The following is an 18,403-nucleotide window of genomic DNA, read 5'->3' on the forward strand; positions in this document are numbered from 1 at the left end:
AGGCTAGCTTAATTCGAGACGCGACGGTTCGAAATAAGGAGATGTCATGTCCCAGCGCACCGCCTTAGTGGTCGGGGGAACGTCCGGCATCGGGCTGGCGACGGCCCGCCTGCTCCAGGCACGGGGTGCCACGGTGCATATCACCGGCCGCGGCAAGGAGCGCCTCGACGCCCTTGCCGACACCGACCCCGGACTGGTCGGGCATCGGGCCGACGCCGGCAACCCCGAGGAGATGAGCGCCCTCGCGGAGGCGATCGGCGGCGTCGACTGGCTGGTCCTGGCCGCCGCCGGCAGCGAGGGGCCGGGGCCGGTCGCCGATCTCGACCTGACCATGCTGCGACGCGCGTTCGAGGCCAAGTTCTGGCCGCACATCACCACGATCCAGGCGGTCCTGCCACACCTCGCGCCGGACGGATCGATCACCCTGCTCAGCGCCATCACCGCGCGGGCCGGCATGCCGGGAACCGCCGGCATCGCCGCCCTCAACGGCGCCGTCGAGGCCATGGTCAGACCGCTGGCCGCGGAACTCGCTCCGATACGGGTGAACGCCGTCTCTCCCGGGCTCGTCGACACGCCCTGGTGGAGCGGTCTGCCGGAGGACGCCAAGCGCGCGTACTTCGCGCAGATGGCCGACGTTCTGCCGGTCCGCCACGTCGCCTCGGCACAGGAGATCGCCGAGGTGGTGGCCCTGACCGCCACCAATCCCAATCTCACCGGCGCCGTCTTCGAGACCGACGGGGGCGCACGCCTGGTCCCGCTCGGCTGACAGGCTCACCGCACCGTGGTGTCCCGCCCCGCCGTCTCACCTCGGCAGGGCGGGACACCGGCGCCAAAAGCCCACCGACAAGTCGGCCGAGGGTGACAGTACTTCGGCCGTCCCCACGGTGGCGGGCCGACGTCGAGCCCGGCGATCCGTCGCTTCCCGGAGCCGGGCGGCGGGTCGGAGAGGCGGCCGCGCGGGCTGGTTACCCTTCCTGAATGACCACCACGCCAGACTTCGCCACGTACCTCGCCGGTCTCCCCCGCATCCTCGCCGGGGCCGCCGCGCTGTTCCGCGACACCGAGGGCAATGTCCTGCTCGTCGAGCCCAACTACCGTGAGGGATGGGCCCTTCCGGGCGGCACCATCGAATCGGACGACGGCGAGACACCGCGCCAGGGAGCGCGCCGCGAGACGCTGGAGGAGATCGGCCTCGACGTCGAACTCGGCCAACTGCTCGCCGTGGACTGGATCTACCACGGGCCGGACTACCCGCCGCTGGTGGCCTATCTGTACGACGGCGGAGTCCTCACCGCGAACGACCTCAAGTCGATCCGGCTCCAGGAGGAGGAACTCCTGTCCTGGCGCCTCGTCCCGCGCGGGGAACTCACCGAGTACCTGCCGGGTTCCCTGGGGCTCCGGGTCCTGGTCGGCCTCGATGTGCTGGCGGAGGGGTCGGGGACGGCGGAGCTGGAGAACGGGCGGCGGGTGGGCTGACCCCCTTCCCGACAGCCCAGCTCTCAGCCCTCGACCTCGCGGGGCTTCACGTCCGCCTCGCGCCGCGCGTCGTCGCGGGCCTCGACCCTGGCCTCGGTGCGGTGGCCGCGCTGGATGTAGTCGCGGACGACGAGTTCGACGGCGTCCTGCGGGTTGCTCACACCCGCAAGGACCATGACTTCCACGACGAGCGCTGCGTCGAGCGAGACGTTCACCTTGGCCATGCGTGGACGCTAGCACCAGCCGGCACGACCCGAACATCCGCACGAGGCGAGGAGTCCACCACACCGCTCTCCGACCGCGGCGACCCGCTGGGCGACGGCCGGTTGATATCCGTTCGCCTCCTGTCGCCCCCGCGACCTACCCTCGGCCCATGAACAAGCCTCTCGTCGCCCTCCTGAGTGGCGCGGGCATCTCCACCGACTCCGGAATCCCCGACTATCGCGGCCCCAACGGGCTGTGGCGGCGCGACCCCGAGGCCGAGAAACTCGTGACGTACGAGTACTACATGGGCGACCCCGAGATCCGCCGCCGCTCCTGGCAGCTGCGCCGCGACAACCGCGCGCTCCGGGCCGAGCCGAACGCCGCGCACCGGGCGGTGGCCGAACTGGAACGGTCCGGGGTGCCGGTCAGGGTCATCACACAGAACGTCGACGGACTCCACCAGCTCGGCGGTGTGCCCGCCCGCAAGGTGCTCGAACTCCACGGCAGCGCACGGAGTTTCGTGTGCACGAAGTGTCACGCGCGGGGCCCGATGCAGGACGCTCTCGCCCGCGTCGCGGCCGGCGAGGCGGACCCGCCGTGTCTGGAGTGCGGCGGAATCCTGAAGTCGGCGACCGTGATGTTCGGCGAACGCCTCGACCCGGCAGTCCTCGGCGAGGCCGTCGCCATCACCAAGGCCTGCCAGGTCTTCATCGCCGTCGGCACCAGCCTCCAGGTGCAGCCCGCCGCAGGGCTCGCCGGTGTCGCCGCCGATCACGGGGCCCGCCTGATCATCGTCAACGCCGAGCCCACGCCGTACGACGAACTCGCCGACGAGGTCGTACGGGAACCGATCGGGACGGCGCTGCCCGAGCTGCTGCGCCGGCTGGGCCAGGTGCAGGACTCCTAGCCGCCGACGGCATCGACGACAGCGGCGGTTTGGACGGCTCCGACGGGGTTGGCCCGGATCACGTCCACGCCCGCTTCCTCGAAAGCCGTCCAGGCCGCGGTGCCGGGCACCGCGTTGGTCACGACGACATCCAGGTCCTCCGGACCGCAGATCTTCACCATGCCGGTTCCGGGGAACTTGGTGTCGTCGACGAGCAGCGCCACCTTGTCACTGGCGGCGATCATGGCCCGTCTCGCCGGCACTTCGGCGACCGTGGTGTCCATGACCTGAGCGCCCGCGCGGACCCCGCAGGCTCCCATGAAGAGCCAGTCGGCGTGCACCTGGCGAAGGTTGTCCTCCGCCATGAAGCCGTCCAGCATCCGCGACTCCCGTACGACCATGCCGCCGAGCAGCATGAGCTGGACGTGCTCGTCCTGGACGAGTTCCTCGTACACCGCCAGGTTGTTGGTGATCACGGTGATCCGGCGCCCCTGCAACCGGCGGGCGAGCCGGTGCACCGTCGAGCCGGAGTCCAGGATGACCGACTGACCGTCCTCGATCATCGTGGCCGCCTCCGCGGCTATGGCGTCCTTCGCGTCCACCTGGGCCTCGGCAGCCTCGGTGAACGGCGCGGGGGCCTCCTCCACGACCGCTCCGCCATGAACCCGCGTCAGCAACCCGTCCGCTTCCAGCTTGAGGAGGTCACGACGGATTGTCGCGGCGCTGGCGTCCAAGCGGCCGGCGAGATCCGTCACGGTGACAGTGCCGCCGGATCTCAGGGCCCGCAGGATGAGTTGATGTCGTTGTTCGGCCAGCACGCGACAGGACACTACACGGACCGGCCGAACGGCTCCTTCCAACTCCTTTGCCCGCAAAGCACTTTGGCGGGACCCGGCGCCCTCCGGGTGAGCGCTCAGAAAAGCGCCGCCCCGCTCTCGAAGTCCAGCAGTCGCTGCTTGCGGTCCAGGCCGCCGCCGTAGCCCGTGAGGCTGCCGTTCGCGCCGACGACCCGGTGGCAGGGGACGATGATCCCGATGGGGTTCTTGCCGTTGGCGAGGCCGACCGCACGGGAGGCGCCCGGGTTGCCGAGGGCGTCGGCAAGGTCGCCGTAGGAGCGGGTCTCGCCGTAGGGGATGCGGCGGAGCTGGTCCCAGACGGTGCGTTGGAACGGGGTTCCGTGCAGGCGCAGTTCGAGGGTGAACTCCTTCAACTCGCCCGCGAAGTACGCCTGTAGTTGTGCGGTCGCCTCGGTGAAGGGGGTGTCGTCGAGGGTGCCGAAGGATTCCTCCGGGGGACGGTGGCGTTGGTCGACCATGTAGAGGCCGCAGAGGGTGCCGTCGTCGTCCGCGACGAGGGTCAACGGGCCGTAGGGGCTGTCGATCACGGTGTGGTGCTTCATGTCGTGCGTACTCCGCTCGTCTGCGATTCCCTTATGCGGGGAGGAAGTTGATCGGGTGGGTGTCGGTCGCCCACAGGTACTGGACCGCGTACGCCCGCCACGGCCGCCAGGCCGCCGCGCGGGCGGTGAGCGCGGCCGGCGTCGACGGGAGGCCCAACTCCTGGGCGGCGCGCCGGATTCCGAGGTCGGTGGGGAGGAAGGCGTCTGGGTCGCCGAGGGCACGCATGGCGATGACGTCGACCGTCCAGGGGCCGAAGCCGGGGAGGGCCAGGAGGCGGGCGCGCGCTTCCGTCCAGTCGCTCTCCACTCCCAAGTGGAGTGTCCCGTCGGCCAGTTGGGCGACAAGCGTGGTGAACGTGGTGCGGCGGGTGTTCGGCATGGCGAGTGACTCCGGGTTCACCGCCGCCAGTGACTCCGGGGACGGGAAGAGGTGGGTCAGGCCGCCCTCGGGGTCGTCGACCGGTTCGCCGTGGGCGGTGACCAGGCGGGCCGCGTGGGTGCGGGCCGCCGCCGTGGAGACCTGCTGGCCGAGTACGGCCCGTACGGCGAACTCGGCCTCGTCGACCGTGCGCGGGACGCGTCGGCCCGGTGCCTTGTCCACCAGCGGGGCCAGTACCGGATCCGTACGGAGCTGGTCGTCCACCGCGACCGGATCGGCGTCCAGGTCGAGCATGCGGCGGCAGCGGCTGATGGCCACCGGCAGGTCGCGCAGGTCACTGAGGGTGAGACGGCAGGCGATGTGGTCGGGCTGGGGAGTGAGCGACGCGATGCCGTGGCCGTAAGGGAGGCGGAGGGTGCGGCGGTACGCGCCGGCCCGCCACTCCTCCACGCCCGGTACGGCGGTCGCCGCCAGGTGACCGAAGAGGTTGTCGGGGTTGAGGGGGGTGCGGAACGGCAGGCGGAGGGTGAGCGTGCCGGGGGTCAACACCGTTGTCTTCGGGCGCCTGTTGCGCAACTCGCTCGGGGAGAGGGCGAAGACCTCGCGCACGGTGTCGTTGAAGGTGCGGATCGAGGAGAAGCCGGCGGCGAAGGCGATCTCCGCCATCGGGAGTGCGGTCGTCTCGATCAACAGCCTTGCCGTCTGGGCGCGTTGGGCCCGGGCGAGCGCGAGCGGACCGGCGCCGAGTTCGGCGAGGAGCTGGCGTTCGATCTGCCGGGTGCTGTAGCCGAGGCGGGCGGCGAGGCCGGGGACGCCTTCGCGGTCCACGGTTCCGTCGGCGATCAGACGCATCGCGCGGGCGACCAGGTCGGCCCGCTGGTTCCATTCCGGGGACCCGGGGCTGGTGTCGGGGCGGCAGCGCTTGCAGGCGCGGAAACCCGCCTGCTGGCAGGCCGCCGCGCTCGGGTAGAACGTCATGTTCTCGGGCTTGGGCGGTACGACCGGGCAGCTGGGCCGGCAGTAGATGCGGGTGGTCAGGACGGCCGTGAAGAACCAGCCGTCGAAGCGCGCGTCCTTGGACTGGACCGCGCGCACGCAGCGCTCCGTGTCGGTGTGCATCCCGTTCTGCATGTGTCCAGCATCCGATACGGGCCGGGCCGGGGCTGGCGGGAATCCGACATCGACGTCGCGTGGCCTGGCCCTCGCCCGGGTCCCTCCCGGTGAGGCCCGGGCTTATCGGTTTGTGGTGTGAGACGCGGCTTTGTAGCGTCGACCTCCGTGACCCCTCCCTCACCCTCGCACAGCGCCGATTCCCTCCCGGCCCGCCTCGACGCGGCCCGGAGCGACTACGAAGCCCTCCTCACGAAGAAGCTGTCGCTCGACCTGACCCGCGGCAAGCCCTCCGCCCGGCAGCTCGACCTCTCCGCCGAACTGCTCACGCTGCCCGACGGCCGCTACACCGCCGCCGACGGCACGGACTGCCGCAACTACGGTGGCACGGACGGACTGTTGGAGCTCCGGGAGATCTTCTCCGGGTTCCTCCAGGTCCCGGCCGGGCAGCTGCTCGCCGTGGGCAACTCCAGCCTGGAGCTGATGCACGACTGCCTGGTGCACGCACTGCTCGGCACGCTTCCCGGGGCGGCGGGCCGCTGGGCCGACGAGGAGCGGGTCGCGTTCCTGTGCCCGGTCCCCGGCTACGACCGGCACTTCGCGCTGTGCGAGCGCTTCGGCATCGAGATGATCCCGGTGCCGATGACGGCCGAGGGTCCCGACATGGACGTGGTGGAGCGCCTGGTGGCCGCGGACCCGGCGGTCAAGGGCATCTGGTGCGTGCCCAAGTACAGCAACCCGGACGGGACCTGCTACAGCGACGAGACCGTACGACGGCTCGCCGCGATGCCGACGGCGACGCCCGACTTCCGGATCTTCTGGGACAACGCCTACGCCGTGCACCACCTCACCGACGAAGAGGTGGAGATCGCCGACCTCCTGGCCGCCTGCGCCGAACACGGCAGCCCCGACCGGGTCTTCGTCTTCGGGTCCACCTCGAAGATCACCCTGGCCGGTGCGGGCGTGGCGTTCTTCGGCTCGTCCCCGGCCAACGTGGCCTGGCTGCGCGGCTGCAGCGCCAAGCGCTCCATCGGCCCCGACAAGGTCAACCAGCTGCGGCACGCGATGTTCCTGCGCGATCCGGACGGGGTGCGCGCCCATATGCGCAAGCACCGTGAGCTGCTGCGGCCGAAGTTCGACACCGTGCTGCGCATCCTCGCCGACCGGCTGGGCGACACCGGTCTCGCCACCTGGTCGACGCCCAGGGGCGGTTACTTCATCACCCTCGACGTCCCCGACGGCTGCGCCCGCGAGGTGGTGCGCCGCGCGGCGGACGCCGGTCTCGCCCTGACACCTGCGGGCGCGACCCACCCGTACGGCGACGACCCCGGGGACCGTACGATCCGGATCGCCCCGTCCTTCCCGGACGCCTCGGAGATCGAGGAGATCATCGACGGGGTGGCCACGTGTGTACGGCTCGTGGGCTACGAAAAGCTGGTGGCGGACGCGAGTTGACCCGACGCGGGGTACCGCACGCCGGACGCTCCGGAGGTGTGCGGTACCTCACGCACCGGTTACAAATCGCTCAACCTCTGGTTGCGAAGCGGTGAGCAGTCCACGATGGGGACATGACCCTGGCCGAGAGAGCCATGCAGCGACTGACAGGCTGGCCCGACCTCAGTCCGGGCCCGGCCAGCTGCGGCACGGGGCGGGCGCTGCGGTCCGTCCACAGCGAGATCGTGCATTTCCACTCGGACCACGATGTGGATCTGCATCTCACCGTCGGGGCCATCCTCCGGTTCCATCATGATCTCAGTGAGTCGACGGCGATCCGGATCATCCCGGGCTCCCGTTGGGTGACGGTCCACCTGGACTGCGAGACGGACGTCGACCTGCTGCTGAGCCTGGTCAGCGTCGCGCTCAAGGCGCACGCGGGCGGGCCCCCTTCCGGGAACCCGCCCGTGACCGGCTGCAACTTCCACCGGGTGACACTGGTGCCGCGCGACGGCGACTAGGCGCTGCGCCGGCTGAGTGGCGATGTGTTGTTGTTCGGCTGCCGCGCCGCTGTGGCTGGCCGCGCAGTTCCCCGCGCCCCTTTGGAGCGCTGACCTGGACCGGGACTAAAACACCGCCGCCGTGTCGTCCTCCCCCGCCTCCAGCAAGGTCGCCGCCGCGCCCACGATGCGTGGGTCGGGGCTGCCGACGACCTCCTCGTCCTTGTCGGCGTAGTCGAAGCGGGCCAGCACGCTGCGCATGGCCTCGACGCGGGCGCGCTTCTTGTCGTTGCTCTTCACCACGGTCCAGGGGGCCTGCTCGGTGTCGGTCTCCCGGAACATGGCGACCTTGGCGGCCGTGTAGTCGTCCCAGCGGTCCAGGGACTCCAGGTCCATCGCGCTGAGCTTCCACTGCCGTACGGGATCCACCTGGCGGATCGTGAAACGGGTGCGCTGCTCACCCTGTGAGACGGAGAACCAGAACTTGATCAGGTCGATGCCGTCGTCCGCCAGCATCCGCTCGAACAGCGGGGCCTGGCGCATGAAGCGGCGGTACTCGTCGTCCGAGCAGAACCCCATCACGCGCTCCACACCGGCCCGGTTGTACCAGGACCGGTCGAACAGCACGATCTCGCCCGCGGTCGGCAGATGCTGGACGTAGCGCTGGAAGTACCACTGACCGCTCTCGCGCTCGCTGGGCTTCTCCAGGGCGACCACGCGGGCGCCGCGCGGGTTCAGGTGCTCGGTGAACCGTTTGATCGTGCCGCCCTTGCCGGCCGCGTCCCGTCCCTCGCAGACGATGACGAGCCGGCGTCCGGTCTCCTTGACCCAGCGTTGCAGCTTCAGCAGTTCGATCTGCTGGAGGCGCTTGTGCCAGTCGTACTCCTTGCGCTCCATGCGCTGTTCGTACGGGTAGTTCTCGCGCCAGGTGTCCACCGGGCTGCCGTCGGGCCGGATCAGCACCGGGTCGTCCTGGTCCGTGTAGTCGACGCGCAGCCCCGACAACAGTTCGGTCATCCCGGCCTCCTTCTCGATGGTGTTCGGTTGATCAGCGGCATTCAGTGGAACTGCGGCACGATGAGATATATGCCGTAGGCCACGACAGCCGCACACGCGAGAAAGCACAACCCCGCCTGTGCGAGCCCGAGGGCGTGGGTGCCGCCGTCCCGTTCGCGGGCGGTCTCGACCTGGGCGATGCCGAGCACCCCCAGCGCGAAGACGACGACCACGCCGACGGTCACTCCGACACTCACCGCGAAGACCTCGCCGAGGGCGTTCCAGTCCAGGCTCATGGCTCGACTCCCTTGATTCAGGCGGCCGTACGGACGTCGGTGGACGCGCCGCCGCGGATGGTGACCTCGTGGGTCTCGTTGACGTTGTCGGCGTGCACGGGGTTGCGGCGCGAGGCGATCACGATGAATCCGGCCACGGCGGCGGCGATCAGGGCGATCAGAGCCGTACCGAGGTTGCCGCCGTGCTTGACGACGGTCGCGGACAGACCGCCGACCGCGGCGGCGGCCGGAAGGGTGACCAGCCAGGCGATGACCATGCGTCCGGCCGTGCCCCAGCGCACTTCGGCGAGGCGCCTGCCGAGGCCCGCGCCCAGGATGCCGCCGGAGCAGACCTGGGTGGTGGAGAGCGCGAAGCCGAGGTGGGCGGAGGTGAGGATGACGGTCGTGGAGGCGGCCTCGGCCGCGAAGCCCTGCGGGGACTGGATGTCGGTGAGGCCCTTGCCCATCGTGCGGATGATGCGCCAGCCGCCGATGTAGGTGCCGAGGCCGATCGCGAGGCCCGCCGAGGCGATGACCCACACCGGCGGACCGGCGTCGTGGCCGAGCGCGCCCACGGAGATCAGGGTCAGGGTGATGACGCCCATCGTCTTCTGGGCGTCGTTCGTGCCGTGCGCGAGGGAGACCAGCGAGGCCGAGGCGATCTGGCCGATCCGGAAGCCCTTGGTGACCGAGTCCTTGCGGGCCCGGGCGGTGATCTTGTAGGCGAGGTAGGTGGCGAGAAGAGCGGCGATGCCGGCCACGAGCGGGGAGGCCACCGCGGGGATCAGGATCTTCTCCACGACCTTGTCGAAGTGCACCCCGTTGGAGCCCGCGCCGACCCAGACGGCACCGATCAGGCCACCGAAGAGGGCGTGCGAGGAACTGGACGGGAGTCCGAGCAGCCAGGTCAGGAGATTCCAGAGGATCGCCCCGACGAGCCCCGCGAAGATCATCCCCGGTGTGACCAGGGTGTCGTCGACGATGCCGCCGGAGATCGTCTTGGCGACCTCCGTGGACAGGAAGGCGCCGACGATATTGAGCGCTCCACTGATCAGAACCGCCGTCTTGGGCTTCAGTGCCCCGGTGGCGATGGACGTCGCCATCGCGTTGGCGGTGTCGTGGAATCCGTTGGTGAAGTCGAAGGCCAAGGCCGTGACGATGACGACCGCCACGAGGAACGTGATGTGGTCCATCGCTCGATGGAAGCAACCGAAGGCGTACATTCGGCCAACCGGAGGCCAATTACAGGCATGGCCCGGTCAACGTAGGCGTACGTACGGCCCCCTCCGCCCACCCTTCGCACCTTCCTCCACTCCATGCGCACACTTCCTTCTTTTTATGGCATGGACCGGTCAAATCTGCGAAGCTTCCCCCGCGATCACGCAACAGCTACGCGCGTTCCCGAGGCCACCCGCCGGCACACCCAGTCCGGCCGGGCGGCCACCGAGCAGGCCGGGATCCCGGCCGCCGTATAAGGAGTTCCGTGTGAGACCGACCCCCCACAAGGCCCTCGCAGCCGGCGTCTTCGCCGTCGCGGCAGTGGCCGCCCTCTCGCTCCCCGTCACCCCGGCCGCCGCGGTACCGGACGCGGCACCCGTGGCCGCCGCCTGCACCCCGGCGCAGGTGGTCGCCAACGGCGGCTTCGAGAGCGGCACTTCGTCCTGGACCCAGTCCTCGACGACCGTCATCACCAGCCGCGCCGGGCAGAGCGCCCACGCCGGCACCAGCTTCGCCTGGCTGGACGGCACCGGCGGCACGCACACCGACACGCTCTCCCAGAGCGTGACGATCCCGTCCGGCTGCGCCAGCGCCACGCTCACCTTCTGGCTGCACATCGACACCGCCGAGACGACCTCGTCCACCGCGTACGACAAGCTCACGGCGAAGATCGGCAGCACGACACTCGCGACCTACTCGAACCTGAACAAGGCCACCGGCTACGTCCAGAAGTCGTTCGACGTGTCGTCGTTCGCGGGCCAGACCGTGAGCCTCGCCTTCTCCGGCGTCGAGGACTCCAGCCTCCAGACCAGCTTCGTCCTGGACGACATCGCCCTCAACACCTCGGGCGACACGGCCCCGCCCGCCGACTCGACGCGTACCCCGGCCGCCCCGGCGTACACCGTCAGCCTGAGCAGCAACACCGCCGGCACGGTCTGGACCGGCCACGAGAGCACGACCTTCACCAACGCGTCGGCGACCCCGCTGACCGAGGTGTACCTGCGGCTGTGGGACAACTACCACGGCACCTGCACCGCCCCGCCGATCACGGTCACGAACGTCACCGGCGGCACCGCGGGCGCCCTCTCGGTCGCCTGCACGGCCCTCCAGATCGCGCTGCCGACCCCGCTCGCACAGGGCCAATCCACCACCATCGGCTTCGACTTGGGGATCACCGTCCCCAGCGGCGCCGACCGGTTCGGCTACGACGGCGCGTTCAGCATGATCGGCAACGCGCTGCCGGTCCTCGCGATCAAGGACGGTTCGGGCTGGCACCTGGACCCGTACACGAACAACGGCGAGTCCTTCTACTCCCTGGCCGCCGACTTCAAGGTGACCCTGGACCACCCGAGCACCCTGCTGGTCCCGGCCACCGGCGCCTCGGTCGACACCCCCGGCACCAGCGGCCGTACGGTGACCACGGCCACCGCGTCCAAGGTCCGTGACTTCGCGTGGGCGGCGGGTCCGTTCACCAAGATCTCGGGCACGTCGACGGCGGGCACCCCGATCAACATCTACTCGGTGACGGGCATCAGCTCCGCCAACGCCCAGTCGATGCTCACCACCGCCAAGTCGGCGGTCGACGCCCACGCCGGCCGCTTCGGGGCCTACCCGTACGGCGAGTTGGACGCCGTCATCGACAACAACTTCTGGTTCGGCGGCATGGAGTACCCCGGCTTCGTCCTCGACCTGGTCAGCACCACGGCCCTCACCCATGAGATCGGCCACCAGTGGTTCTACGGCATCGTCGGCGACGACGAGTACAACAGCCCCTGGCTGGACGAGGCGTTCACCGACTACGCCACCGACCTGGCCCAGGGCCTGACCGGCACCAACTGCTGGAACAGCGTTTCGTGGGCGTCCTCGGCGGAGAACATCACCAACTCGATGGCCTACTGGGACGCCCACTCGTCCCGCTACTCCACCGTCGTCTACGGCTACGGCAAGTGCGCCCTGCACGACCTGCGCCGCACCCTCGGTGACACGGTGATGGCCAAACTCCTGAAGGACTACGCCACTTCGCACTGGTACGGCGTCTCGACGACGGCCGAGTTCAAGGCGGCGGCCCAGGCCGCGACGACCACGGACCTGACCTCGTTCTGGACCACGCACCGCATCATCGGCTGACGGAAGGGGGGCCGGCGGTAACGCCGGCCCCCCTTTGCGGTCAGACCCGGCGCGTAGGTGCCGCCGCAGTCGGCGGTACGACGACCCCGGCGGCCTCGGTACGCCAGGCGTCGGCGAGTTCGGCGGGGAAACGCCGGCCGCTGCGGGTGAGGACGACACCGGGGCGAGTTCCAGCTCGTCGCCGGGGCGGAAGAGCCGGTCGGTCAGCGGCGGCAATGTCTCCCACGGGCCGGGTACGCCCTTGCGGCCCGCCCTGCGCATCCGCGTCCCGTAGGTGCTGACGTCACGCACCAGGACCGCCCCGCCCCGCGCCGAGACCGCCACATGCCGGCGGCTGACCTGGGCGGCGACCTCCGGCGACAGCAGACTGTGCAGGGCGATGCCCTCCGGTCCCGGCAGCCGTCCGACGTGCGCCTCGGAACCCTCGTCCAGGGTGTAACGGGCCACGCAGAAACGGTCGATGACGACCTTGAGCTGGGCGGCGGCGGGCCTCGGCCCTCGTCGGTCAGCGGGGCGCCGTGCAGCTCGCAGGTGGGGACGCCGCGCCGCATGCGGGGCAGCAGGACGCGGTCGCCCCGGTGGACGTCGTAGAGCGTGCAACGGGGTTCCGGGCAGCGCCAGTTCCGCATGATGACCTGGGTCAGCGGGGTACGGGCCGGGCCGAGCAGGCCCTGCTTCTTGAGGGCGGCGAGTTCCATGCGGTAGGAGATCTCGGCCTCCGTGCGCACGCCCATGTCCATGGGGACGACGGAGACCGAGCCGTCGGGGCGGGACTCGGGTCTGAGGAACTGCCCTCCCAACTCGCCGACGCCGACCAGGACAAGGAACTGACCAAGGGCACCCTGCTGTGCACCGTCACCGACGAGAAGAACCTCGCGATGCTCAAGATCAAGGACGTCGTCGTCCAGACGGACGCATCCGGCGTCAAGGCCCGCGACTACGTCACCGAGCTGACGCTTTGGAAAACGGCCTGACGGTCGGGTGACAGCCCGCCGGTCGGGTCGGACGCACCCGCGCACGAGGGGCCCGGAACCAGCCGCCCGGGGCTCGCGGCCGGCGCCTTCCCCTCGATTACCCTTCCGCCATGACCAGCAACGGAAGCCGCCCACGTGATCACTCGGTGCAGTCCGTCGACCGGGCGGTGTCGATCCTCCAGGTGCTGGCCACGCGGGGTCCCAGTGGTGTGACCGAGGTCGCCGAGGAGCTGGGGATCCACAAGTCGACCGTGTTCCGGCTGCTGGCGACCCTGGAGTCACGGGGCCTGGTCGAGCAGGACACCGAGCGCGGGCGGTACCGCATCGGGTACACGATGGTCGAACTGGCCGCCGGGGCGAGCAAGGTGAACGACCTGTCCCTGCTGAGCCGTCCCGTCTGCCAGGAACTGGCCGCCGCCGTGGGCGACACGGTGAACGTGGCGATCCATGACGGACACGACGTGATCACCATCGACCAGGCGATCGGCGCGGCGGCGATCAAGAGCGTCGACTGGGTCGGCCGGCGCGCCCCGCTGCACGCCACCGCGGCCGGCAAGCTCTTCCTGGCGCACATGACCCCCGACCAGGTCGCGGAGGTCTTCGCGAGGGGGGCGGAGAAGTACACCCCGCACACGATCGTCGACCCGGCGATCCTCGCGGCGGCGCTGGAGACGATCCGCGAGCGGGGTTACGCCACCACGAGCGAGGAGCACGAGATCGGGCTGGCGGCCATCGCCGCCCCGATCCGCGCCCTGGACGGCCAGGTCATCGGGGCCGTGACCCTGTCCGGACCGACCTTCCGCATCGACGAGGACACCGTGCCCGGTCTCGCGGAACAGCTGCTGGCGGCCGCCGCGAAGATCTCCTGGCGCCGGGGCCACGTGAAACGCGGATGAGCGCTGCGCGCACGGCGAGTTAACACGGCGGGCTATTGACGGCCGGGGATTCCCAGCTCCACCATTTGTCTCGTATGGCGATGCTGTTTTGCATCGCGAAACAAACGCGCCACAGCATCCTTCGAGGAGCAGCCGTGCCCTCAGCCATCCTGGATCCCCTGCTCCAGCCCTTCCGGCTCAAGCACCTCACCCTGCGCAACCGTGTGGTCAGCACCTCCCACGAACCGGCGTTCGGCGAGGACGGCCTGCCCAAGGACCGTTATCGGGCCTACCACGTGGAGAAAGCCCGAGGTGGGGTCGGTCTCACGATGATCGGCGGCTCGGCGGTCGTCTCGCCCGACAGCCCGCCGGCGTTCGGCAACCTGCTCCTGTACCGCGACGACATCGTCCCGTGGCTGCGCCGGCTCGCCGACGACGTGCACGAGGCCGGGGCCGCCGTCATGTGCCAGGTCACCCATCTCGGCCGCCGCACCAGCAACTTCACCGGCGACTGGCTCCCGGTGGTGTCCGCCTCGCCGCTGCGCGAACCCGCGCACCGCGCCTTCCCGAAGGCCGCCGAGTCCTGGGACCTGGACCGGATCGTCGCCGACTACGCCTCCGCGGCGGTCCGTTGCCGGGAGGGCGGTCTCGACGGCATCGAACTGGAGGCGTACGGCCACCTGTTGGACAGCTTCCTCTCCCCGGCGACCAACCACCGCGACGACGAGTGGGGCGGCGGACTGGAGCACCGCATGGCGTTTCCGCGCCGGGTGATCCGGGCCGTACGCGAAGCCGTCGGCCCGGACTTCGTCGTCGGGATCAGGATGTCGCTGGACGAGGCGCAACCCGGCGGCCTCACTTTCGACGAGGCGCTCACCGCCGCCCGGCAGTACGCCGCCGACGGCATCGACTTCATCAGCACCATCCACGGCTCCATCGAGCGGGACGCGTCCCTGGCGAAGGCCATCCCGTCCATCGGCACCCCGCTCGGCCCGTATCTGGGCTTCACCGGCGAGATCAAGCGACGCCTCTCCATCCCCGTGATGCACGCGGCCCGCATCGCCGACGTCGCCACCGCGCGGCACGCCCTGCGCGAAGGGCTGCTCGACCTGGTCGGCATGACCCGCGCGCAGATCGCCGACCCGCACCTGGTCGCCAAGGTGAAGGCCGGCCAGGAGGACCGCATCCGGCCCTGCGTCGGGGCGAGTTACTGCCTCGACGCGATCTACGACTCCGGCGACACCAAGTGCGTCCACAACCCGGCCGTCGGCCGCGAACTCCACCTGCCCCACCTCATCTCCCGCACAACAGGCCGCCGCAGGAAGGCAGTTGTCGTCGGGGCGGGACCGGCCGGCCTGGAAGCGGCGCGGGTGCTGGGCGAACGCGGCCACGACGTCGTCCTGTTCGAGGCGAGCGACCAGCCCGGCGGGCAGATCAGGCTCGCCGCGTCGAACCCGCGCCGGGCCGACCTGATCCAGATCGTCGACTGGCGCCTCGCCGAATGCAAAATTCTCGGCGTCGACGTACGCCTGGGCGCGTACGCCGAGGCCGACGACGTCCTCGCCGAACACCCCGACCTCGTGATCGTCGCCACCGGAGGCACGCCCAACCGCAGCTTCCTCAGCGCCGGCGAGGGCTTGGTGTCCGACACCTGGGACGTGATGACGGGCTCGCTGCGGCGCCCGCGCGGCGAGATCCTGGTCTACGACGACCACGGCGGCTACCCGGCGATGGACGCCACGGAGGTCCTCACGGCCCTGCCCGACGTCCGGATCGAGTACGTCACCCCGGAGCGCGCCCTCGCCCCCGACGTCGGCAGCATGAACTCCCCTGCCTATCTACGGGCGTTCACCGCGCACGAGGTCACCATCACGCTCGCCCGGCGGCTGCGCTCCGTACGCCGCACCGGGGACGGACGGCTGGCCGCGACCCTCTACAGCGAGTACACCGAGGCCGAGACCGAACGGATCGTGGACCACGTGGTCGTGGAGCACGGGACCCTGCCGGCGGACGAGCTGTACGTCGAACTCCTCCCCGGATCCAGCAACTTGGGCGAGGTCGACCACCGCGCCCTGCTGGCCGACGAGCGGCAGTCCGTGGTCCGCAACGAGGCGGGCCGCTACCAGCTCTTCCGCGTCGGCGACGCCGTCGCCTCCCGCAACATCCACGCCGCGATCCACGACGCGCTGCGGTTGTGCCTGCCGGTCTGAGCGCCACCCCCCGTCCGCACGTCAACTCCCCAGTCGTACCGGAGAGATGAGATGAAGCAAGCGACCCTCGACGTCGGCGACCTCGTTGCCCGCCGTCCCACCGGCCAGAGCCTCGAAGCCCCGTTCTACGTCGGCGAGGAGTTCTTCGACCTCGACATCGAGGCCGTCTTCGCCCGGAGTTGGCTGTTCGTGGCCGCCGAGGCGGAGCTTCCCGAGCCCGGCGACTACGTGACGGTCGACCTCGGGTCGTACTCGGTCATCGTCGTGCGCGACGACGACGAGGACGTCCGGGCCTTCCACAACGTCTGCCGCCACCGCGGGGCTCGGATCCTCAACGAGGAGCGCGGCTCGGTGGGCAACATCGTCTGCGGATACCACCGTTGGACGTACGGCGTGGACGGCAAGCTGCTGTACGCCGAGTCCCAGGCGCCCGGCTTCGACCCGTCCTGCTTCGGGCTGCGGTCGGTGCACGCGCGCACGGTGGCCGGGCTGGTCTTCATCTGCCTCGCCCAGGAGCCGCCGGAGGACTTCGACGAGGTCGCCGCCCGCATCGAGCCGTACCTCGCACCGCACCGCCTGGCCGAGGCGAAGGTCGCCACGCAGATCGACCTGGTGGAGAACGGCAACTGGAAGCTGACCATGGAGAACAACCGGGAGTGCTACCACTGCGTGGGCCATCCCGAACTCCAGGCCTGCTACTTCCCCGTCTACGGCTACCAGGAGAAGGACATCCCGCCCGCGCTGCGCCCCGCCTACGAGCGCTTCCTCGTGGCCGACGCCGAGGCCCGCGAGACCTACGACTCCCTGGGCCTGCCCTACGCCGAGATCGAGGAACTGGACACCCGCCCCACCGGTTTCCGCATCCAGCGCGAGCCCCTCGACCTCGCCGGGGAGTCGTACACCCCGGACGGCACGGCCGCGTGCAAACGGCTGCTGGCGGACTTCCCCACGGCACGACTGGGCCGGCTGTCCATGCACATCCAGCCCAACTCCTGGTTCCACTTCATGGCCGACCACGCGATCACGTTCTCCGTGATCCCGCTCGGCCCGGACCGCACCCTCGTCCGCACCACCTGGCTCGTGCACGCCAACGCCGTCGAGGGGATCGACTACGACCTCGACACCCTCACCAAGGTGTGGCGGGCCACGAACGACCAGGACGCGGTGCTGGTGGCCCGCGCCCACCGGGGCATCAGCAGCCCGGCCTATCTGCCGGGCCCGTACGGTCCGACGGAGGAGCAGGTCGAGGCGTTCGTCAACTGGTACGTGACCAGGCTCAAGGCACACCTGGAGCGCCGGCCATGAGCGAGACCGAAGAGTCGCTGGTCTGCCGTCAGGTGCATCCGCTCACGCACGACGTGTCCACGTTCGTGTTCGAGTACGCCGAACCCCGGCCGTTCCGGCACGACCCGGGCCAGTTCCTGACGCTGACCCTCGACATCGACGGCCGGCCGGTGCAGCGCTGCTACACCATCTCCTCACCGCCCACCCGCCCCTTCCTGCTCTCGATCACGGTGAAGCGCGTACCGGGTGGGCTCGCATCGAACTGGCTGCACGACCACCTCGGGCCGGGCGACACCGTACGGGCGCACGGACCGCTCGGCGACTTCTCCACGGCCCGGCATCCGGCGTCCAAGTACCTCTTCCTGTCCGGGGGTGTCGGAGTGACGCCGTCGATGTCGATGACCAGGACGCTGTACGACCTGGCGGACCCCGCCGACGTGGTGTTCCTGCACAGTGCCCGCACCCCGGCGGACATCGTCTTCCGCCACGAACTCGACCTCATCGCCGCGACCGCGCCCAACATCCGGATCGTGCACATCTGCGAGGAGGACCGCCCGTACGCCCCCTGGGGCGGACACCGCGGCCGGCTCACGATCGGGACACTCCGGCAGATCGCGCCGGACTTCCTCGAACGGGAGGTCTTCACCTGCGGCCCCGCCCCCTACATGGCCGCCGTACGGCGGATGCTGGCGGACGCGGGCCTCGACATGGACCACTACCACGAGGAGAGCTTCACCTTCGAGGCACTGGCCGCGCAGGCCGACGCCGCCCCCGCCACCTCCGCGGACACCGGTTTCAAGGTCGAGTTCACCCGCAGCGGGCGCACCGTCGAGTGCGACGCCGACACCTCGCTCCTCGCCGCCGCGTCCAGAGCCGGTCTCAGCCTGCCGGCCTCGTGCGCGCAGGGCATGTGCGGCACCTGCAAGACGACCCTGTTCGCCGGCTCCGTCGACATGCGGCACAACGGGGGCATCCGGCCGCGCGAGATCGCCCAGAACAAGATCCTGCTCTGCTGCTCGAAGCCGCTGGAGGATGTCGTGATCGATGCGTGAGGAC

At 70.2% G+C, this 18,403-nt stretch carries 18 protein-coding genes; 11 read left to right on the forward strand and 7 right to left on the reverse strand.

What is annotated here, in order from left to right; translation table 11 throughout:
• The first annotated feature begins 46 nt into the window (after positions 1-46).
• Positions 47-766 carry an SDR family oxidoreductase gene (locus ACIBJH_RS16370; protein WP_399117513.1) on the forward strand — a complete coding sequence of 240 codons (720 nt, stop codon included), beginning with the start codon at positions 47-49 and terminating at the stop codon, positions 764-766.
• A gap of 212 nt (positions 767-978) precedes the next feature.
• Positions 979-1,476: an NUDIX domain-containing protein gene (locus ACIBJH_RS16375; RefSeq protein ID WP_399117514.1), complete on the forward strand. Its 498-nt coding sequence runs from the start codon at positions 979-981 to the stop codon at positions 1,474-1,476.
• Positions 1,477-1,499: 23 nt separating this feature from the next.
• Here the strand turns inward: ACIBJH_RS16375 and ACIBJH_RS16380 are convergent, their stop codons facing one another.
• Positions 1,500-1,700 (reverse strand): type II toxin-antitoxin system VapB family antitoxin, encoded by a 201-nt coding sequence (locus ACIBJH_RS16380; RefSeq protein WP_399117515.1) that lies wholly within the window; start codon positions 1,698-1,700, stop codon positions 1,500-1,502.
• A gap of 149 nt (positions 1,701-1,849) precedes the next feature.
• Here ACIBJH_RS16380 and ACIBJH_RS16385 point away from each other — a divergent pair, with 149 nt between their 5' ends.
• Positions 1,850-2,587 (forward strand): SIR2 family NAD-dependent protein deacylase, encoded by a 738-nt coding sequence (locus ACIBJH_RS16385; protein WP_399117516.1) that lies wholly within the window; start codon positions 1,850-1,852, stop codon positions 2,585-2,587.
• Here the strand turns inward: ACIBJH_RS16385 and ACIBJH_RS16390 are convergent.
• The 3 genes from ACIBJH_RS16390 to ACIBJH_RS16400 all read right to left on the reverse strand — a co-directional run bounded on the left by ACIBJH_RS16390 (position 2,584) and on the right by ACIBJH_RS16400 (position 5,475).
• Complete coding sequence (locus ACIBJH_RS16390) at positions 2,584-3,384, reverse strand: DeoR/GlpR family DNA-binding transcription regulator (protein WP_399117517.1); 801 nt, start codon at positions 3,382-3,384, stop codon at positions 2,584-2,586. The two genes, ACIBJH_RS16385 and ACIBJH_RS16390, sit on opposite strands and share 4 nt — an antisense overlap.
• 95 nt (positions 3,385-3,479) lie before the next feature.
• Positions 3,480-3,965 carry a methylated-DNA--[protein]-cysteine S-methyltransferase gene (locus ACIBJH_RS16395; protein WP_399117518.1) on the reverse strand — a complete coding sequence of 162 codons (486 nt, stop codon included), beginning with the start codon at positions 3,963-3,965 and terminating at the stop codon, positions 3,480-3,482.
• 31 nt (positions 3,966-3,996) lie between these two features.
• A complete protein-coding gene (locus ACIBJH_RS16400; protein WP_399117519.1) occupies positions 3,997-5,475 on the reverse strand; it encodes an AlkA N-terminal domain-containing protein in 1,479 nt (492 codons plus the stop codon).
• A 147-nt stretch (positions 5,476-5,622) separates the two neighbouring features.
• Between ACIBJH_RS16400 and ACIBJH_RS16405 the strand changes: the two genes are divergently transcribed.
• Both ACIBJH_RS16405 and ACIBJH_RS16410 read left to right on the forward strand, forming a co-directional pair.
• Positions 5,623-6,909: an aminotransferase class I/II-fold pyridoxal phosphate-dependent enzyme gene (locus tag ACIBJH_RS16405; protein WP_399117520.1), complete on the forward strand. Its 1,287-nt coding sequence runs from the start codon at positions 5,623-5,625 to the stop codon at positions 6,907-6,909.
• 113 nt (positions 6,910-7,022) lie between these two features.
• Positions 7,023-7,409, forward strand: coding sequence for a luciferase family protein (locus ACIBJH_RS16410; RefSeq protein WP_399117521.1), 387 nt, complete (start codon positions 7,023-7,025; stop codon positions 7,407-7,409).
• Between the two features lie 105 nt (positions 7,410-7,514).
• Here the strand turns inward: ACIBJH_RS16410 and ppk2 are convergent, their stop codons facing one another.
• From ppk2 to ACIBJH_RS16425, 3 genes are read right to left on the reverse strand one after another with little or no spacing between them, the layout of a single operon-like run.
• Positions 7,515-8,405, reverse strand: a complete 891-nt coding sequence (gene ppk2 / locus ACIBJH_RS16415) for a polyphosphate kinase 2 (protein WP_262056599.1) — start codon at positions 8,403-8,405, stop codon at positions 7,515-7,517.
• Between the two features lie 41 nt (positions 8,406-8,446).
• Positions 8,447-8,680, reverse strand: a complete 234-nt coding sequence (locus ACIBJH_RS16420) for a hypothetical protein (RefSeq protein WP_399117522.1) — start codon at positions 8,678-8,680, stop codon at positions 8,447-8,449.
• Positions 8,681-8,697: 17 nt separating this feature from the next.
• The gene (locus ACIBJH_RS16425) at positions 8,698-9,852 is read right to left on the reverse strand and encodes an anion permease (protein WP_399117523.1); all 1,155 of its coding nucleotides are present in this window, start codon (positions 9,850-9,852) and stop codon (positions 8,698-8,700) included.
• 292 nt (positions 9,853-10,144) lie between these two features.
• Between ACIBJH_RS16425 and ACIBJH_RS16430 the strand changes: the two genes are divergently transcribed.
• The 6 genes from ACIBJH_RS16430 to ACIBJH_RS16455 all read left to right on the forward strand — a co-directional run bounded on the left by ACIBJH_RS16430 (position 10,145) and on the right by ACIBJH_RS16455 (position 18,399).
• Positions 10,145-12,004 carry a M1 family aminopeptidase gene (locus tag ACIBJH_RS16430; protein ID WP_399117524.1) on the forward strand — a complete coding sequence of 620 codons (1,860 nt, stop codon included), beginning with the start codon at positions 10,145-10,147 and terminating at the stop codon, positions 12,002-12,004.
• Between the two features lie 518 nt (positions 12,005-12,522).
• Complete coding sequence (locus ACIBJH_RS16435; RefSeq protein WP_399117525.1) at positions 12,523-12,978, forward strand: hypothetical protein; 456 nt, start codon at positions 12,523-12,525, stop codon at positions 12,976-12,978.
• 110 nt (positions 12,979-13,088) lie between these two features.
• Complete coding sequence (locus ACIBJH_RS16440) at positions 13,089-13,874, forward strand: IclR family transcriptional regulator (protein ID WP_399117526.1); 786 nt, start codon at positions 13,089-13,091, stop codon at positions 13,872-13,874.
• 134 nt (positions 13,875-14,008) lie between these two features.
• Positions 14,009-16,063, forward strand: a complete 2,055-nt coding sequence (locus ACIBJH_RS16445) for an FAD-dependent oxidoreductase (protein ID WP_399117527.1) — start codon at positions 14,009-14,011, stop codon at positions 16,061-16,063.
• Positions 16,064-16,114: 51 nt separating this feature from the next.
• The gene (locus tag ACIBJH_RS16450; RefSeq protein ID WP_399117528.1) at positions 16,115-17,368 is read left to right on the forward strand and encodes an aromatic ring-hydroxylating dioxygenase subunit alpha; all 1,254 of its coding nucleotides are present in this window, start codon (positions 16,115-16,117) and stop codon (positions 17,366-17,368) included.
• Positions 17,365-18,399: a 2Fe-2S iron-sulfur cluster-binding protein gene (locus tag ACIBJH_RS16455; RefSeq protein ID WP_399117529.1), complete on the forward strand. Its 1,035-nt coding sequence runs from the start codon at positions 17,365-17,367 to the stop codon at positions 18,397-18,399. The genes ACIBJH_RS16450 and ACIBJH_RS16455 overlap by 4 nt, the downstream gene beginning before the upstream one ends.
• Positions 18,400-18,403 lie beyond the last annotated feature (4 nt).

The sequence above is a fragment of the Streptomyces sp. NPDC050548 genome, from assembly GCF_044457385.1.
In the GTDB taxonomy this organism is placed as follows: domain Bacteria; phylum Actinomycetota; class Actinomycetes; order Streptomycetales; family Streptomycetaceae; genus Streptomyces.